Source organism: Lysobacter xanthus (assembly GCF_047159895.1).
Window position 1 is genome coordinate 70,382 of record NZ_BAAGAB020000006.1, and the last position, 16,852, is coordinate 87,233.

Consider the following 16,852-nt stretch of genomic DNA (forward strand, 5'->3'; position numbering starts at 1 on the left):
CGCTGGCCGAACGATCCACCGTTCCGCGAAGAACCCGCCTCCACGGCGGGTTTTTTGTTGCCCGCGCTCAGTGCTTGCGCGGGCCCTTCCGGCGCTCGACGTTCTCGGGCATCACCTTGTCGGCCTTCGTCAGCGGCGACACCGCCAGGCGCAGGCCCGCGGCGCCCAGTGCGCTGCGCACCTCGTGGAACGTCGCCCACTCGGGCATGTCACGCAGCGCGCTCTCGACCAGCACCAGGTCGCCGGTCTGCTTGCAGGTGCGGAAGTACTCGGTCAGGTCGGCGGTCGATCGCAGGTAGTCCGCGATGCGGCGGTTCTCGTCCATGGCGGGCTCGCAGTTCGGATGCGGCCACGCTACGCCCCGGGCGTCGCGGCCGCGTCGACGTCGCGTAAACGCCGCGTCTCAGTACTGCTTGAGCATCGCCTCGGCGTTGCGGCGGTCGAGCGATAGCGGCGGATGCCCGGTCTGCGGCACCGGCGGCGGCTCGTACAGGCTCACGCGGTTGCGGCCGGCGACCTTGGAGCGGTACATCGCCGCGTCGGCATGCGCGATCAGGACCTCGTAGTCGTAGCCCGACTGGCTGGTGCCGACCGCGCCGATGCTCGCCGCCACCGGCAAGGCGCAGCCGGCCATGCTCGGATCGATCGCGGCGATCGCCCGGCGGCAGGCCTCGGCGATGCGCAGGGCCCCGTCGACGTCGCAGTCGATCATCGTCATCGCGAATTCCTCGCCGCCGATGCGCCCGAACAGGTCGCCCTCGCGGCAGTGCATGCGCCCCACGCGCGCGACTTCGCGCAGCACCCAGTCGCCGGACGAATGGCCGCACTGGTCGTTGATCTGCTTGAAGTGGTCGAGGTCGAACAGCAGCACGCTCGCCGGGCGCCGTCGCTGCGCGCACAGCGCGAGCGCAGCCTCCGAGCACGCCCGGAAGTGCCGGCGGTTGGACAGGCCGGTGAGCCCGTCGGTGTCGGCGAGCGTGCGCAGCGAGCCGTGGGTACGACGGGCGCGCCAGCCCCAATAAGCCAGCGAGGCAACGAGCACCAGCAACAGGGCGATCGTCAGCCGCGTGTTCCAGGCAGACGCCTTGGCGGCTTTCTGCTGCAGCAGGAGCAACTCATTCTGGCTCCTGACCAGCGAGAGTTCCTGATTCTTCTGGTTGAGTTCGTGCCGACTCAGCTGAAAGGCGTATTCCCGCGCCTTGACGTCGTCGAGACGCGCCCTGTCGGCTTCGGCATACAGGCGGTATTCCTCGAATGCCGTGCGGTAGTCGCCACGGTCCTGCGCGAGGCGGTACAGCACCTCGTGGGCGTTGACGTTCGGCAGCCACCGCGGGTCCTGCCCCTTGATCCCGGCGACGGCATTCGCATGCACCTCGGCCTGCGCACGGTCGCCGCCTTCAAGGCGGAACTTCGCGAGCAAGCCGTGGAACTCACCGGCGAGCCGCGTGTACCGCGTGGCCTCCACGTCGGGCAACGCCGCCTCCAGCAGCGCGATCGCCTGCGGCACCCGGCCGGACTGCGCCCAGCGCTGGGCAAGCGTGGCCCGGATCAGGTTGGTGGCGATCGGCTCGTTGGCGGACACGCATTCGCTGATCGCCCCCTGGATGTCGCCCAACTCGTCCACGGGGCGCCCCAAACCGTGCAGCGCTTCGACCTGCAGCTGGCGGGCAAAACAACGGCTCCGCGCATCCTTCGCTTCATCGAGCCAGAGGTCGGCATAGTGCTTGCCCAGCTCGAACTGGCCGAACTGGTTGTAGAGCACGCCGGCGACGCCGTAGCCATTGCTGCGGATCGTCGCATCGCGCACGTCGTTGCGCATCGCAAGTGCGCGCTCGAGGTAGCGCAGGCCCAGCGTGAAGTCGCGCGTGTTGGCCGCGGCGTTCGCCACCTGGAGTGCCGCGCGGTAGCGCACGTCCGGCTCGCGGGCCTGGTCGAACAGGGCGATGGAATCACCGATCGCGGCGCCGTATTCACCGCTCAGGATGCGCTGGTGGTTGACCAGCAGGCGTAGGTAGCGCTGCTCGTAGGGCGTCCCGGCCGCCGCGTCGCGCTGCAGGTCCGCGACCAGCGGCGCGAACCGCCTGGGCGCCGCCGTGCGCACGCCGTCGGCCTCGCGCAGCCGGTCGAGGAACGACGAGGCTTGGGCAAGCGGCATGAGCAGCAGCAGCACTGCTGCCACTCCGGTCCGCATGAGCGAGCCCGCCATCGCCATGGAGCCTCCGCCGACCGCCTGCGCGGCGCCGCACTCGCGGCACCCCGCAGGCTAGCAGATCAGGCCGCCTGCGATTCCCCGTCGTCCGGGGTCTCGCCCGGTGCCTCGGCCGGCTCGTCCTGCGGGGCCTGGTCCGGCGCGACGACCAGGCAGGTCATGCGCACGCGCAGCGGCCGCGTGGCCTGTGCCAGCACAACGGCATCGGTCGGCGCGCCCTGCCCCAGACGCTCCAGCCCGTCGATGATGTTCGAGATCTCCATGGTCCTTCCCCCTGTTCTGTGGAATCGGTCGCACCGCGGTGCGGGGGCCAGACTACGGCATCGCGTCGGGCGTGGCACCCCGCCGGCCGTCAGCCCCGCGGGACGCCCAGCGTTCGCGCGTCAGGCACCAACCCACCTCGCCCGGGCGTAGTCCCGGCGCGCGTTCGAAGCCGAACGGGGCGAACAGGCGGTCGATCACCGGCACCTGGGCATCGTCGGGCCGCGAGGCGTCGACGATGTCCAACGCCATCGAGCCGAAGGCCACGGGCAGCAACTGGCCGAGCGCCGCGGTCGCGACGCCGCGCCCCCACGAATGCGGCAGCAGCATGATTCCGAATTCGGCACGAGCACCGTCGCGAAGCAACGCGGTCAGCCCACAGGCGGCCGGCGTCAGGTCGGCAACGCTGACCACCCAAGCCCGGTGGCCCGGGTGTTGGACGGTGTTGTGCCGCACCACCCGGTCGAAGCGGGCGTCGATGTCCGGACCGCCTGTGCCGGCTGCAAGGTGGCGAGTGACCGTCGGATGTTCCCAGAGTGCGCGGTAGAGGACGCCGTCGGACGCGTCGGCGAGACGTAGGCCGACAGGGAGGCTCACGCGCCGGCCGATCCCGTAGGCCGACAGCGTGCTGCGACACAAGCGCTCTGCCATGCCGCCCGCGACAGCCGCCACCGCGCGCGACCCGGAGGCGCGTCGACGCGCTCGAACGGATGTGGATGCAGCAAGCGACGCGACACACGCTCCCGCACGCCGTCACGACTTTCGGCCACCACCTCGTGGATGGGCAACGTCCTGAACGCGTGAGCGATCGCACGCGTGATCGCGGGCTTCGCGTGGCGCCCGGTCCATGCATGCGGAAGCAGCATCACACCCACTTCCGCCGAGTCGCCCTGATGGAGCAGAGCCACGATGCCGATCGTCTCGCCTGAAACGTTCAACGCCCAGAAGCGATGGCACGGACGCCTCGAGCGGTTGTGGTGCAACGCGCGCTGGAATGCGGCATCCGCTTCCACAGGCGTCAGGGCCGGACCGACGTCGGCCATCACGGCCTCGCACGTATAGATCCGGTGGAAGAGCGTTCGATCCTCGGCCCGCAGACGGAGGAAGCGATGCCGCGGTGCCGAGGGCCCGGGGGTCTGCGATTCGCTCATCGGGGCGCGGCGACGTGCCGCCGGCGTGGCCGGCGGCACGGTGGATCAGGCCGCGAGCTCGTCGGCGACTTCGGCCGAGGAGAGGTCCGGAACCCAGACCATGCAGCACAGGTGCTGCGGCGCGGCCAGCACGGCGCGGCAGCGGTCCATGTCGGGACGGGGGGCCGCGATGCCGGTTCCGAGGTCTTCGAGCGCTTGCAGTTCGGTCACTTCGATCTCTCCTTCGTTTGGACGTCCTAGACCAGGACGAGGGTCGGCCGCTGGGAGCGGCCATGGGGTCGCCCCGCCTCGATCGCGTCGAGGGCGGCAAGCACTTTGCGGTCGGGTGCGAGCGTGCGCGCGGGACCGATGACGAGGGTGGAGTGCATGTGCAGCTCGGCATCCACCAACGCCGCGAGCGGCATGCGGTCGATGCGCGGCGCGTCGACGGCGACCGTCGGGGCCTCGTAGACGATCACCTCGTGCGTGGCCGGATAAAAGCGCAGCAGCTTGTCGATGAGCACTTCGCGATGGGCGCGGCCGGTAGCATGGCGCGTGAACCCGCGATCACCGGCCACCGCCACCTGCCACAACACGAGGTGCGCGGAGGTGTCGATCTGGCGGTCGCAGCACAGGAACTGGGTGGCCTCGAAGTGCTGGCAGCCGACCCGGCCGGGGTCGATGCCGAGGTCCGCGTACAGGCAATCCTCTGCCGAGATACCGGGCTGCATTGCGGCATCGAATCCGTCCGCGCGGGCCAGCGCGATTGCCTCGTGCGCGACCTGCGCGAAGACGCCGGGATGGCCATAGAACGCAGCGCAGACGTCGCGGCCGGCGCGCACCTCGGCGACGATGGCGCCAACCATCTCGGCATAGGTCGTACGGCGGTCTTTGCCTTCCGCGTAGTACGGCTGCAGGCTGCGCACGTCGGGGTTCATCGCCTCCACCCAACGCTCGACGAGGCCATCGGAGGCGAGCACGAAGACGACGTTCGCGTGCTCGATGGCGTGCCGCGCGCGCGGCGTCAGGTGCGCGCCGAGCATCATGCCGAGCCCGACACAGTCGAGTCGTCCCTGGCGATTCGCTTTTGTGGTCACGCGGCCTCTCCCCTTGCCGGCCGCGAAACTACCACACCGCCGGGTTCGGCTGTTCCCGCTCGCCTAGGCGTGGCTCGCCAGCCAACCCGACAGCCTGTGCTTACTCCCAGCGGCTGCCGTCAGCGCGCGATGCGGCCCTCGACCAGCGCCTCCACCACCGACGGATCGGCGAGGGTGGAGATGTCGCCGAGCTGGTCCGGCGCGTTCTCGGCGATCTTGCGCAGGATGCGCCGCATGATCTTGCCCGAGCGCGTCTTGGGCAGGCCCGGCGCCCACTGGATGGCGTCGGGGGTGGCGGTCGGGCCGATCTCGCGGCGTACCACCTGCACGAGCTGGGCACGCAGCGCATCGCTCGGCTCGACGCCGACCTTGAGCGTCACGAAGGCATAGATGCCCTGGCCCTTGAGGTCGTGCGGGAAGCCGACCACCGCGGCCTCGGCGACGTTGGGGTCCTCGACCAGCGCGCTCTCGACCTCGGCGGTGCCGATGCGGTGGCCGGAGACGTTGATGACGTCGTCGACGCGTCCGGTGATCCAGTAGTAGCCGTCGGCGTCGCGACGGCAGCCGTCGCCGGTGAAGTACATCCCGGGGTAGGCCTTGAAGTAGGTGTCGACGAAGCGCTGATGGTCGCCGTAGACCGTGCGCATCTGGCCGGGCCACGAATCGAGCAGCACGAGGTTGCCTTCGGTCGCGCCGTCGAGGACCTGCCCGCCGGCGTCGACGAGCGCGGGACGCACGCCGAAGAAGGGTGTCGTCGCCGAACCGGGCTTGAGCGCGGTCGCGCCGGGCAGCGGGCTGATCAGGATGCCGCCGGTCTCGGTCTGCCACCACGTGTCGACGATCGGGCAGCGGCCCTCGCCCACCACGTTGTAGTACCACGCCCAGGCCTCGGGATTGATCGGCTCGCCCACGGTGCCGAGCAGGCGCAGCGACGCGCGCGACGTGCGCGTCACCGGCGCGTCGCCCTCGCGCATGAGCGCGCGGATCGCGGTGGGGGCGGTGTAGAAGATGGTGACGCCGTGGCGGTCGACGACCTCCCAGAAACGCGACACGTCCGGGAAGTTCGGCACGCCCTCGAACACGACGCAGCTCGCCCCGTTGGCGAGCGGGCCGTAGACGATGTAGCTGTGGCCCGTCACCCAGCCGACGTCGGCGGTGCACCAGTAGACGTCGTGCTCGCGCAGGTCGAACACCTGCTCGTGGGTGTAGGCCGCATACACGAGGTAGCCGCCGGTGGTGTGCAGCACGCCCTTCGGTTTTCCGGTGCTGCCCGACGTGTAGAGGATGAACAGCGGGTCTTCCGCGTTCATGCGCTCGGGCTCGCAGGTGTCTGGCTGGCCTTCGGTCACCGCATGCATCCAGCGGTCGCGCGGCATCTGCATGTCGATGCCGGCGCCGGTGTGGCGCACCACCAGCACCGTCTCCACCGAATTGGTGCCCGGCAGCTTCAGCGCGGCGTCGACGTTGGCCTTGAGGGGCACCCGCTTGCCGCCGCGGCAGCCCTCGTCGGCGGTGATGACGAGCTTGCTGCCGCAGTCGGCGATGCGATCGGCAATGGACTGCGGCGCGAAGCCGCCGAACACCACCGAGTGCACCGCGCCGATGCGCGCGCAGGCCAGCATCGCGACGATGGCCTCGTCGATCATCGGCAGGTAGATCGTGACGACGTCGCCGCGGCGCACGCCCAGGTTGCGCAGGGCATTGCCGAGGCGGCAGACGCGGGCGTGCAGCTCGCGGTAGGTCACGCGGCGCGCGTCGGTCGACGGATCGTCGGGCTCGCAGATCAGCGCGACCTTGTCGCCGCGCGTGGCGAGGTGACGGTCGAGGCAGCTCACGCTCGCGTTGAGCTCGCCGTCCTCGAACCAGCGGATGCGGAAGTCCTCGGCGCGGAAGCTCACGTCCTTGATCTTCGTCGGCGCGCGCATCCAGTCGATGCGCGTGGCCACCCGGGCCCAGAAGGCCTCCGGATCGGCGACCGATGCGGCGTAGTCGCGGGCGTAGTCGTCGGCGCGGGTGCGCGCATGGGCGGCGAAGTCGTCGGGGACGGGATGGGCGGCGTGCTGGGACATGGCGCGGACCTCGGGCGGACGCCCCCAGTGTGACGCAGCCGCCGCCCGCGTAGCGCCTCGCGGGCTCGGACCCCGGTCGAGTCCGGCCTGCACGTTCGACCAATGGCGACGGGTGCGGGCGCCGTGCACGCGGCACCGTCGGCGCACAGCGTCAGCCGGAAGGGCCATGCCCCACCGTTCCGCCGCCGGCTCGCGCTGGCGCTCGGCCTCGCCCCCGACGCTCTGCCGTTCCCCGCGGGCCGAAGGACTACGAACTGCACGACGTCCGCACCCCGCCGCCGAGGACGCCGGCGTTGTTTCTTCAGTGCGTCGCGTGGGCTTCGAAGCGGCGCGCGCGGCGCCATTCGAGCAGCGACGGCAGCAGCCCGAACAGGAACGACGTCGCGAGCACCAGCACGACGACGCCCGGCGCGAACATCGGGCGGCGCGGCCGGATCGCCCAGTCCGCCGCGCCGTCGGCCACCAGCCCGCGCAAGGCGGGCGCGTGCAGCAGTGCGACCAGCGCGAGCCCGATCCACGGGATGCCGTCGAGCGCGACGTGCACCTTCTGCTCGGCAGGACCGACGTGCCGGCGCGGGTCCGCGAAGCGCGTGTCGCGCCAGGACGTCCAGGAATGGATCGCGACGAAGGCCGCGCATGCGAGGAACACCGGTGCGGTGACGTCGAGGAACAGCACCAGCAGCACCGGCACGCCCATCTGCAGGCACATCGCGACGTGCATCGCCGATTCTTGGCTGCCGACGCGCGTCTCGATGCGGTCGCGGCGATGCAGCGCGATGTCGAGCACGCCTGCGAGCAGCCACAGCGGATACACGGCCGCGCCGAGCAGGAGCCAGAGATCGCGAGCGGGCAGGAGCGGCGTCATGCCCCGACGGTGCGCGCGGCGCGGTCGAGCGGCGGTGAGGGGGCGTCCCTAGACGCCGAAGGGATACGTCTCCGGCACGCCGCCGCTGCGCGGGCCGTCCAGCGCCTCGACCGCCCGCGTCTCGTCGAACCAGACGAAGGCATCGAACTGCGCGGCGAGCGACGACTCGGCGTAGTGGCTCCAGCGTTCGGTCTCCGGCCGGTACACCACGCCGATGTAGCGCTCCAGCCGCTCGGCGAGGAGCTCGGCGCGCAGTTCGTCCGCCGCATCGCGCAGATGCAGGACGCCGCAGGGCACGCCGGAATCATGAAACTGCCGCTCCACGCTGTCGGCCATCGACGGATTGACGTCCATCACCCGCATCGGCGCGTCCCAGTCGCTCGCGGCGGCGACGGTGCCGGCGTGGGTGCCGAAGCCGATCAGCGCAGCCTCGTCGCCGAAGTGCTCGCGGCAGAGCTGGCCGAGGTTGAACTCGCCGCGGCTGCGGCCCATCTCGGTCGCGGCCGCGTCGCCGATATGCGAGTTGTGCGCCCAGACCACCGCCTTCGACGCGCCGCCCTGCGCGGTGAGCAGTTGCACCAAGGTCTCGGCCATGTGCGCGTCGCGGACGTTCCAGCTCTCGGCCGCGCCGCGGTACATGGCGCGGTAGTAGTTCTCGGCATTGGCGACCAGGCGCGCGTTCTGCTCGGCCTCGAACCAGTCCGCACGATCGACGCGCGCCAGGTCGATGCGCCGGTCGAGCATCGCCTGCAGCATCGCGAGCACCGCGTCCTCGCATTTCGCGTGCCCGTATGTCATGGCGGCGAGGCCGTAATGCGCGGGATCCTTCGCCCACGGGGTCAGGCAGGCGTAGCGCTCGCGCGCGACCTGCGCGGTCTCGGGATCGACCTCGTCGAGATAGTCGATGACCGCGCGCATCGACGTGTTGAGGCTGTAGAGGTCGAGCCCGTAGAAGCCGGCGCGCTCGTGCATCGGCCGAGTCTCGTTGTGGCGGCGCATCCAGCGGAACAGCGCGGCGACCTCGACGTTGCGCCACATCCACGTGGGGAAGCGGGTAAACGGCGGCTGCGCATCCCCCGCCGGTTCGCGGAGCCGGACATGACGATCGATCACCGCCGCATCGGGCCAGTCCGCTTCCACCGCGACGATGCGGAAGCCGTGCCGTTCGACCAGCCGTCGCGTGATCGCCGCCCGCGCGCGGTAGAACTCGCTCGTGCCGTGGCTCGCCTCGCCCAGCAGGACGACACGGCAGTCGGCGTAGCGGTCGAAGGCTTCGGCGAACGCGGGATCCTCGACGTCGGGCAGCGGCTGCATCGCCTCGCGAAGGCGCGTCGGCAGGCCGGGCTTCGGCGGTCGCGACCGGTCGCGCGGCGGCTGCAGCGGGCCACGCGGCGGCGGTGCATCGGTCTGTCGGTCCATGGAGGCGACCCGGTCGGAGCGCTCGACGCTAGCGCGCGACGGGTCGTCGCGCGGTCAAACGGCGGCCGTCGCAACGCTGCGTGCGCATCGCGACGACGCCGGCTTTCCTTGCGGGGCCTAGCATCGTCGCTCCCGACGTCGGAACCGGCACGCATGATCGACCTGCATTACTGGGCCACGCCCAACGGCTACAAGATCCGCCTGTTCCTCGAGGAGACCGGGCTCGAGCACCGCATCGTGCCGGTCGACATCCGCGCGGGCGACCAGTTCAAGCCCGAGTTCCTCGCCATCGCGCCCAACAACCGCATTCCCGCGATCGTCGATCACGCCCCGGCCGACGGCGGTGCGCCGCTTTCGCTGTTCGAGTCCGGCGCGATCCTGCTCTACCTCGCGGAGAAGACCGGCCGCTTCATTCCGCAGGACCTGCGCGGCCGGACCGAAACGCTGCAGTGGCTGTTCTGGCAGATGGGCGGGCTCGGGCCGATGGCGGGGCAGAACGGGCACTTCAACGTCTACGCGCCGGAGAAGATCCCGTACGCGATGGAGCGCTACGTGCGCGAGACCGCGCGGCTGTACGGCGTGCTCGACAAGCGCCTCGCCGACCGCGAATTCGTCGCGGGCGATGCGTATTCGATCGCCGACATGGCGATCTACCCGTGGATCGTGCCGCACACCGCGCACCAGCAGGACCTCGCCGCGACCCCGAACCTCGCGCGCTGGTTCCGGCAGGTGGGCGAGCGGCCGGCGACGCTGCGCACCTACGAGGGCGCGGCGGCCTCGTACTCCAAGCCGCCGACCGAGGCGGAGCGGGCCATCCTGTTCGGGACGCCGGGCGCGAAGTAACGCCCTACGGCGCGAGCGACTGCCGGCTGTCGAAGCGGCGGCGCTCGCCGGTCAGCGGGTCGACGAAATCGAGCGAGGCCGCGAGCAGCGCGAGCGGCTTTTCGCCGACGTATGCAGGCCCATACACACGGTCGTTCGCGATCGGCAGGCCGAGCGCGGCCATGTGCACCCGCAGCTGGTGCTTGCGACCGGTCACCGGCTCGAGCGCATAGCGCCACGCCACGTCGCCGCGCGCGATGACATCGATGCGGCTGCGCGCATTCGCCGCGCCGTCCACCTCGCGCATGGCGAAGAACGGCGAGCCGCGTTCGATCCGGCTTTCGCGCACCAGTGGAAACACCAGGTGCGGTGCCGGCGCGGCGATGGCCTCGTAGCGCTTGTGGATCGTGCGCTCGCGGAACAGCGCCGCGTAGCGCTCGCGCGTGGCGGCGCGCATCGAGAACAGCACGAGCCCCGCGGTGTCGCGGTCGATGCGGTGCAGCGGGGCGAGGTCCGCCACGCCGAGCCGGCGCACGAGTCGCGCGAGCAGCGTGTCGCTCGCATGACGCCCGGCCGGCACCACCGCGAGCCCGTGCGGCTTGTCGACCACCGCGAGGTCGTCGTCCACGTGCAGCAGCGTTTCGACGCCCGCACAGACCGGCTCGTCGATCACCTCGCGGTAGTAGTGGACGTCGCCGCCGCGTCGCAACGGCGCGTCGACGGCGATCGCGCGGCCGTTGGCATCGAGCACGCGACCGCGATCGAAGCGGTCGCGCCACGTGGCCGCGTCGATCGCGGGAAAGCGTGCGCAGAGCGCGGCGAGCACGGTGTCGCCGTCGCCGGGGCGCAACTGCACGCGACTGGGGCCGACGCCGTCGATCGGCGGCGGCGTGCGCATCGTGCTCAGCGCTGCGGCGGCGCGGCGAGCTCGCGCGCGTCGAGCCGGCCGTCGTGGTTGACGTCCTGCTTCGCGAAGCGGATGGCGAGCGCAGCGCGGTGCTCGACGAGCGACACGGCCTTGCCGCGCCCGCCGGGCAACTCGTCGGGCGTCACCGTGCCGTCGCCATTGCGGTCCATGCGCTCGAAGGCATAGCCCATCCAGGCCTGGAACTCGGCGAGCGACACGCGGCGGTCGCCGTCGGTGTCCATGCGCGCGAGGTAGTCGCCGGTCGACGCGACGGGCGCGCCGGCCAGCGCCGCAAACGACGGGGCCGCGCAGATCAACGCGGCCCCGAGGTGGCGGATGCCCGGTCGCATCTCAGTGCGCGGGCGCGAGCGCATAGCCCTTCAGGCGCGCCGAGAACTGCTGCAGCGAGGCGATGCCGCTCGCTTCGGCCTCCTGGCACCAGGCGTGCAGCCGGGCGAGCGTCGCCTTCGCGTCGCTGGAGCGCTCGTCGAGCACCTGCGCCAGGCGCGCGCGGTACTCGGCGACGGTCGCGAGCTTCGGACGCTCGGCCAGGAACGCGGCGAGGCGCGCCTTCTTGTCGTCGTCGAGCCAGCGCCCGCCGTCGGCGAGGCCCTTGCGCAGCTTCGACGGCAGCAGCTGGCTCGCCTTCGCGCCCGCCGCCGCGGCTTCCTCGCGCAATGCGGGAAGGGTGACCGTGCGGTAGTAGTCGGTCATCGCCTGGAAGCGGATCGCGAGCAGCGCCTTGAGCGTCTCGCCGTCGGGCATCTCGATGTTCGGTCGCACGTCCAGGCTCGGTGCGACGCGCAGCACCTTCGCCAGCCCGAACGCCTCGAACGTCTTGATCGCGGCCCAGCCGATGTCGAACTCCCACTTGCGCAGCGCGAACTTCGCGCTCGAGGGGAAGGCATGGTGGTTGTTGTGCAGCTCCTCGCCGCCGATCCACACCGCCCACGGCACGAGGTTGGTCGCGGTGTCGGTGGTCTCGAAGTTGCGGTAGCCCCACCAGTGGCCGAGGCCGTTGACGACGCCGGCGGCCCAGAACGGGATCCACGCCATCTGGATCGCCCACACGGCCACGCCCTTGAAGCCGAACAGGGCGAAGCTCAGGAACAGCAGCAGCGTCGGCCCGAACGTGGCGTACGGGGTATAGAGGTGGCGCTCGATCCAGTCGTCCGGGCAGCCCTTGCCGTACTTCTCGATGTCCTCGCGCTGCCAGCGCGCCTCGCGGTAGAGCTCCACGCCCTGCCAGAACACCTTGCCGATGCCCTTCACCTGCGGGGAATGCGGATCCTCTTCCGTCTCGCACTTGGCGTGGTGCTTGCGATGGATCGCCGCCCACTCCTTCGTGATCATCGACGTGGTGAGCCAGCACCAGAAACGGAAGAAATGCGCGAGCACCGGATGGAAGTCGACGGCGCGGTGCGCCTGCGAGCGGTGCAGGTAGAGGGTGACGGTGAAGATGGTGATCTGCGTGGCCACCAGCAGGTAGACCAGCATCGATCCCCAGCCCAGCTGCAGTGCGCCGCCGACCAGGAAATCGCTGAGGGAAGAGGACATCGAACACTCCGGGGGAAAGCGGCCGCGAAGCCGGGTCGCATGGGGCGACGTATGCATCATGCCATCGCCGTATGCACGGGAGATGGCTGGAAACCGGGACCGCGCAAGCGGTTCACGCACGCGCCAGTCTTCGGATGCCGCGTGAACGCGGCGCTTGCGGGATGCGGCCGTCGTCGCCACTTTGCAAGCTCGCCGCCCCGGACGCCGTGATGCCCGAACTGCCCGAAGTCGAGACCACGCGCCGCGGCCTGGCACCGCACGTGGAAGGCCGCCGCGTCACGGCCGTCACGCTGCGGCGCCCCGACCTGCGGTGGCCGATCCCGCCGGAGGTGTCGAACCTGTTGCCGGGCCAGCGGATCGACGTCGTCCGCCGGCGCGCGAAGTACCTGCTGCTCGACACCGCCGCCGGCAGCGCGCTGCTGCACCTGGGCATGTCCGGCTCGCTGCGCGTGCTGCCGGCCGGGACGCCGCTGCGCGCGCACGACCACGTCGACCTGTCGCTCGACTCCGGCCGCGTGCTGCGCTTCAACGACCCGCGCCGCTTCGGCTGCCTGCTCTGGCAGCCGCCGGGTACCACGCACGACCTGCTCGCCGGCCTCGGCCCGGAGCCGCTGTCGGACGCCTTCGACGGCGACTACCTCTTCCGCCGCTCGCGCGGCCGCAGCGCGCCTGTGAAGACCTTCCTGATGGACCAGGCGGTGGTGGTGGGCGTCGGCAACATCTATGCGGCCGAAGCCCTGTTCATGGCCGGGATCTCACCGCTGCGCGAGGCCGGCAAGATCTCGCGCGTCCGCTACGGCCGCCTGGCCGAGGCCGCGAAGGCAATCCTCGGCTACGCCATCGCCCGCGGCGGCACCACGCTGCGCGACTTCATCAGCCCCGACGGGGCGCCGGGCTACTTCGAGCGGGAGCTGTCGGTCTACGGTCGGGGCGGGGCGCCCTGCCGGACCTGCGGGCGGCCGCTGCGGCAGGCGTCGATCGGACAACGTGCAAGCGTCTGGTGTCCGGCCTGCCAACGCTGACCGCCGGTCCAACGGGAGCTGCCGGCCATGCCTTCCGGGCCAGGGCCGGCACGGTTCGCGGGCGTATAGTCGGCCCCCGGAGGAGCCTGACGCCATGACGGACAACGCCGACATCACCCTACTGTTGGACGCGGCGCGCGACGGCAACCGCGAGGCGCTCGACCGCGTGCTCGGCACCCTCTACGAGGAACTGCATGCGATGGCGCGGCGCCAGCTGGCCGGCCAGCACGAGCAGACGCTCGACGCCACGGCGCTCGTCCACGAGGCCTACCTCAAGCTCATCGGCAGCCACGGCGCGCAGTTCGGCGACCGGGCCCACTTCTTCGCCTACGCGGCCACCGCGATGCGCAGCGTCGTGGTCGACCACGTGCGCCAGCGCCTCGCGCAGAAGCGCGGCGGCGGGCTCGAGCGCGTCACCTCGATCCCCGAGGACGGCGAGGGCGCGATCCGCCTCGACGAGGACCTGCTGGCGCTCGACGGCGCGCTCGACAAGCTGGCGGCGGTCGATCCGCGCCTCGCCCAGGTGGTCGAGCTGCGCTACTTCGGCGGGCTGTCCGAACTCGAGATCGCCGCGCTGCAGGACCGCTCCGAGCGTTCCATCCGCCGCGACTGGCAGAAGGCGCGGCTGTTCCTGCTCGCCAGCCTGGAAGGCGACGAGCAGGCCGCCTGAGCCGCGACGTGCGCGGTCGCTGAGCCATGGATCCCGCACGCTGGCTGCGCCTGTCGCCGCACCTCGACGAGCTGCTCGAGCTCGAGCCCGACGCGCGTAGCGGTCGCCTGAGCGAGATCGCGGGCGACGATGCCGAGCTCGCCGCCGAGCTCACCAAGATGCTGGCGCTGGAGGACGGCCGCGACGACTTCCTCGCCGAGCCGGCCATCGTGCCGAAGGCGCTGTTGCGCGAGGGCAGCGAGGTCGGGCCCTACCGCCTCGAGCAGCTGCTCGGCGAGGGCGGCATGGGCCAGGTCTGGCGGGCCTCGCGCGCCGACGGCCTCTACCAGCGCCGCGTCGCGCTCAAGCTGCTGCGTCCCGGCCTCACCGACGACAACCTGCGGCTGCGCTTCGCGCGCGAGCGGCAGATCCTCGCGCGGCTCGCGCATCCGCACATCGCGGGCCTGCTCGACGCCGGCGTCAGTGGCGAGGGCGTGCCCTACCTCGCGCTCGAATACGTCGAGGGCGAGCCGATCACCCGCTACTGGCAGCGCCTCGACGTGCCGCTCGATGCGCGCCTGCGCATGTTCCGGCAGGTCTGCGCCGCGGTCAGCCATGCGCACGCCAACCTCGTCGTGCACTGCGACCTCAAGCCGTCGAACATCCTCGTGACGCGCGACGGGCAGGTGCGCCTGCTCGACTTCGGCATCGCGAAGCTGCTCGACGGCGGTGCCCCGCGCATCGACCACACCCGCACCGGCGCGCGCGCGTTCACCCTGCACTACGCGGCGCCCGAGCAGATCCGCGGCGCGCCGGTCACCACGATGACCGACGTCTACTCGCTCGGCGTCGTGCTCTACGAGCTGCTCACCGGCAACAAGCCGTACCGCCTCAAGCGCCAGAGCGATGCGGAGTGGGAGGAGGCGATCCTCAGCGTCGATCCGGTGCGTCCGTCGCAGCGCCTGCTGCGCGAGGCCGAGCTCAAGGGCGACCGGTTCGACCGGCAGCAGCTGCGGCGTCGTGCGCGCCGCCTGATGGGCGACCTCGACAACATCGTGATGCGCACGCTGTGCAAGTCGCCGGAGGATCGCTATCCGTCCGTCGAGGCGCTCAGCGAGGACCTCGCGCGCCATCTCGACGGGCGCCCGGTGCAGGCCCGGCCGCAGGGCCTTCTCTACGTCGCGCGCAAGTACCTGCGGCGCCACCGCTGGGCGCTCGCGGGCGGCGTCGCGGCGGTCGCCTTCGTCGCGATCGCGGTCGGCGTGACGTGGCGGCAGAGCCGCGAGGCGGTCGACGAGGCGCATCGGGCGCAGGCCATGCGCGACTTCATTGCGAGCGTCTTCGAGAAGGCCGCCGAATCGCGCGATGCCGGCGGCGTCGACCTGCGCAGCCTGCTCGACGCCGCGGTGGAGCGCGGCGACCGCGAGCTCGCGCGCGAACCGGCCGCGCAGGCGGAGCTGTTCGGCCTCGTCGCGCGGCTGCGCATGGGCCTGGGCGACTACACGCAGGCGCTCGCCCTGCTCGAACGCCAGCGCGGCCTGCTCGAGCACGGCGTCGACATGCCCGAAAGCCTGCGCGTCGAAGCGGTCGCGCTGCGCGGCGACGTGCTGCGACGCACGGGCGACCCGCGCGGCTGCGTTGCCGGCATGCGGCCCATGCTCGGCATCGCGCAGGCCCGGCAGACGGCGATGCCCGCGCCGGCCGCGGAGTTCTTCTCGCAGCTCGGCCGCTGCGAGCGCGCGCTCGGCAATGCGCGGGGTGCACGCGACCTGTTCGTGCGCGCGCTCGCGCTGCGGCAGTCCGTGGACGCGCCGGGCTCGGCGGTCGCCGAGATCGAGAGCCGCCTCGACCTCGCGACGCTGCAGGTCGACCAGGGCGAATTCGACGCGGCGCTCGACACCTATCGCGAGGCCCGCGCACGACTCGATGCCGAAGTGGGCCCGCGCCATCCGTTGCAGGTCGACATCGGCCGGCAGATCGCGACGGTCGAACGCCGCCTCGCGCACCCGGGCCGCGCCGAACGCGAGCTGGTCGACACGCTCGCCGCCGCGCAGGACGTGCACGGGCCGTTCCATCCGGTGACGCTCGCGGTGCGCCGCGAACTCGCCGACGTGCTGGTCGACCAGTCGCGCTATCGCGATGCCGCGCTGCCGCTGCGCACGCGCCATGCCGAGTTGAGCGCACGCCTGCCGCCCACCAGCGCGGAGTTGCGCGACAGCCATCTCGCGCTCGCGCAGGTCGAATGGCAGCTCGGCCGGCTGCCGGCGGCGCTGTCGTCGCTGCAGGCGGCGCTCGCGATCGACCGCCACCGCGGCGATCCGGTCGCGATCGCGCAGAGCCTGGTCGCGCAGGCGGACGTGCTGCACGAGGCCGGGCGCAGCCCCGAAGCGCGCGCGCTGCTCGAGGAGGCGCGCGACCTGCGCGTGGAGCGCGACAGCGCGGCGAGCGCGGACGTCGCCGACGTCGACCGCCGGCTGGGCGATGTCGACGCCGCGCTGGGCGCGCCGCAGGCGATCCCGGAACTCACGCGCGCATTCCATTTCCTGCGGCTCGGCCACGGCATCCGCGATGCGCGCACGCGCGAGGCGCAGCTCTCGCTCGCGCGCGCGCAGGCGACGCAGGGCGACGCGGTGGCGCTGCGGGTGCTGGACGTGGTCGCGGCCTCCGCGCGCGGCAGCACGCGGCCGCAGCCGCTCGCCTGGCGCGCGGCGGCCTATGCCGATGCGATCCGCTGCGCCGGGCGACCGCGTTCGCCGAGCGCCCGCCATCTCGCCCACCTGCTGGAGGCCGTGCGTGCGGCGCAGCCCGACGGCGGCGTGACGGTGCGCGAGATTGAACAGCTGCT

The 16,852-nt window shown here is 71.7% G+C and carries 17 protein-coding genes; 4 read left to right on the plus strand and 13 right to left on the minus strand.

Features of this window, described 5'->3' with window-relative positions; translation table 11 throughout:
* Positions 1-67: 67 nt before the first annotated feature.
* From ACY35P_RS03845 to ACY35P_RS03890, 10 genes are all read right to left on the minus strand, one after another.
* A complete protein-coding gene (locus tag ACY35P_RS03845; protein ID WP_462114509.1) occupies positions 68-325 on the minus strand; it encodes a hypothetical protein in 258 nt (85 codons plus the stop codon).
* Between the two features lie 78 nt (positions 326-403).
* Positions 404-2,170, minus strand: a complete 1,767-nt coding sequence (locus tag ACY35P_RS03850) for a sensor domain-containing diguanylate cyclase (protein ID WP_462114510.1) — start codon at positions 2,168-2,170, stop codon at positions 404-406.
* A 101-nt stretch (positions 2,171-2,271) separates the two neighbouring features.
* Complete coding sequence (locus ACY35P_RS03855; RefSeq protein WP_462114511.1) at positions 2,272-2,472, minus strand: hypothetical protein; 201 nt, start codon at positions 2,470-2,472, stop codon at positions 2,272-2,274.
* A 52-nt stretch (positions 2,473-2,524) separates the two neighbouring features.
* Positions 2,525-3,067: a GNAT family N-acetyltransferase gene (locus tag ACY35P_RS03860; RefSeq protein WP_462114512.1), complete on the minus strand. Its 543-nt coding sequence runs from the start codon at positions 3,065-3,067 to the stop codon at positions 2,525-2,527.
* Positions 3,064-3,621, minus strand: coding sequence for a GNAT family N-acetyltransferase (locus ACY35P_RS03865; protein WP_462114513.1), 558 nt, complete (start codon positions 3,619-3,621; stop codon positions 3,064-3,066). Before ACY35P_RS03865 ends, ACY35P_RS03860 begins: the two co-directional genes overlap by 4 nt.
* A gap of 45 nt (positions 3,622-3,666) precedes the next feature.
* The gene (locus ACY35P_RS03870) at positions 3,667-3,831 is read right to left on the minus strand and encodes a hypothetical protein (protein ID WP_462114514.1); all 165 of its coding nucleotides are present in this window, start codon (positions 3,829-3,831) and stop codon (positions 3,667-3,669) included.
* 26 nt (positions 3,832-3,857) lie between these two features.
* Positions 3,858-4,697 (minus strand): SAM-dependent methyltransferase, encoded by an 840-nt coding sequence (locus ACY35P_RS03875; protein ID WP_462114515.1) that lies wholly within the window; start codon positions 4,695-4,697, stop codon positions 3,858-3,860.
* A 119-nt stretch (positions 4,698-4,816) separates the two neighbouring features.
* Complete coding sequence (acs, locus tag ACY35P_RS03880; RefSeq protein ID WP_462114516.1) at positions 4,817-6,766, minus strand: acetate--CoA ligase; 1,950 nt, start codon at positions 6,764-6,766, stop codon at positions 4,817-4,819.
* Between the two features lie 301 nt (positions 6,767-7,067).
* A complete protein-coding gene (locus ACY35P_RS03885; RefSeq protein WP_462114517.1) occupies positions 7,068-7,631 on the minus strand; it encodes a hypothetical protein in 564 nt (187 codons plus the stop codon).
* A 48-nt stretch (positions 7,632-7,679) separates the two neighbouring features.
* Positions 7,680-9,050: an erythromycin esterase family protein gene (locus tag ACY35P_RS03890; RefSeq protein WP_462114518.1), complete on the minus strand. Its 1,371-nt coding sequence runs from the start codon at positions 9,048-9,050 to the stop codon at positions 7,680-7,682.
* Positions 9,051-9,203: 153 nt separating this feature from the next.
* Between ACY35P_RS03890 and ACY35P_RS03895 the strand changes: the two genes are divergently transcribed.
* A complete protein-coding gene (locus ACY35P_RS03895; RefSeq protein WP_462114519.1) occupies positions 9,204-9,893 on the plus strand; it encodes a glutathione binding-like protein in 690 nt (229 codons plus the stop codon).
* A gap of 4 nt (positions 9,894-9,897) precedes the next feature.
* Here ACY35P_RS03895 and ACY35P_RS03900 read toward each other — a convergent pair whose 3' ends face one another.
* Genes ACY35P_RS03900 through ACY35P_RS03910 form a run of 3 tightly spaced genes read right to left on the minus strand, consistent with a single transcriptional unit; the run spans position 9,898 to position 12,336 of the window.
* Positions 9,898-10,770, minus strand: coding sequence for a pseudouridine synthase (locus tag ACY35P_RS03900; RefSeq protein WP_462114520.1), 873 nt, complete (start codon positions 10,768-10,770; stop codon positions 9,898-9,900).
* A 5-nt stretch (positions 10,771-10,775) separates the two neighbouring features.
* The gene (locus tag ACY35P_RS03905; RefSeq protein WP_462114521.1) at positions 10,776-11,129 is read right to left on the minus strand and encodes an EF-hand domain-containing protein; all 354 of its coding nucleotides are present in this window, start codon (positions 11,127-11,129) and stop codon (positions 10,776-10,778) included.
* 1 nt (position 11,130) lies between these two features.
* Entirely contained in the window at positions 11,131-12,336 is a 1,206-nt protein-coding gene (locus ACY35P_RS03910; RefSeq protein ID WP_462114523.1) for a DesA family fatty acid desaturase, read from the minus strand.
* A gap of 209 nt (positions 12,337-12,545) precedes the next feature.
* On the opposite strand from ACY35P_RS03910, the gene mutM reads away from it, so the two are divergent.
* From mutM to ACY35P_RS03925, 3 genes are all read left to right on the plus strand, one after another.
* Positions 12,546-13,358, plus strand: a complete 813-nt coding sequence (mutM, locus tag ACY35P_RS03915) for a bifunctional DNA-formamidopyrimidine glycosylase/DNA-(apurinic or apyrimidinic site) lyase (protein WP_462114524.1) — start codon at positions 12,546-12,548, stop codon at positions 13,356-13,358.
* A 94-nt stretch (positions 13,359-13,452) separates the two neighbouring features.
* On the plus strand, positions 13,453-14,028 hold the full coding sequence (locus ACY35P_RS03920; protein ID WP_462114525.1) for an ECF-type sigma factor: 576 nt from the start codon (positions 13,453-13,455) through the stop codon (positions 14,026-14,028).
* A gap of 26 nt (positions 14,029-14,054) precedes the next feature.
* A partial coding sequence (locus ACY35P_RS03925) for a serine/threonine-protein kinase (RefSeq protein WP_462114526.1) occupies positions 14,055-16,852 on the plus strand: 2,798 nt, incomplete at its 3' end.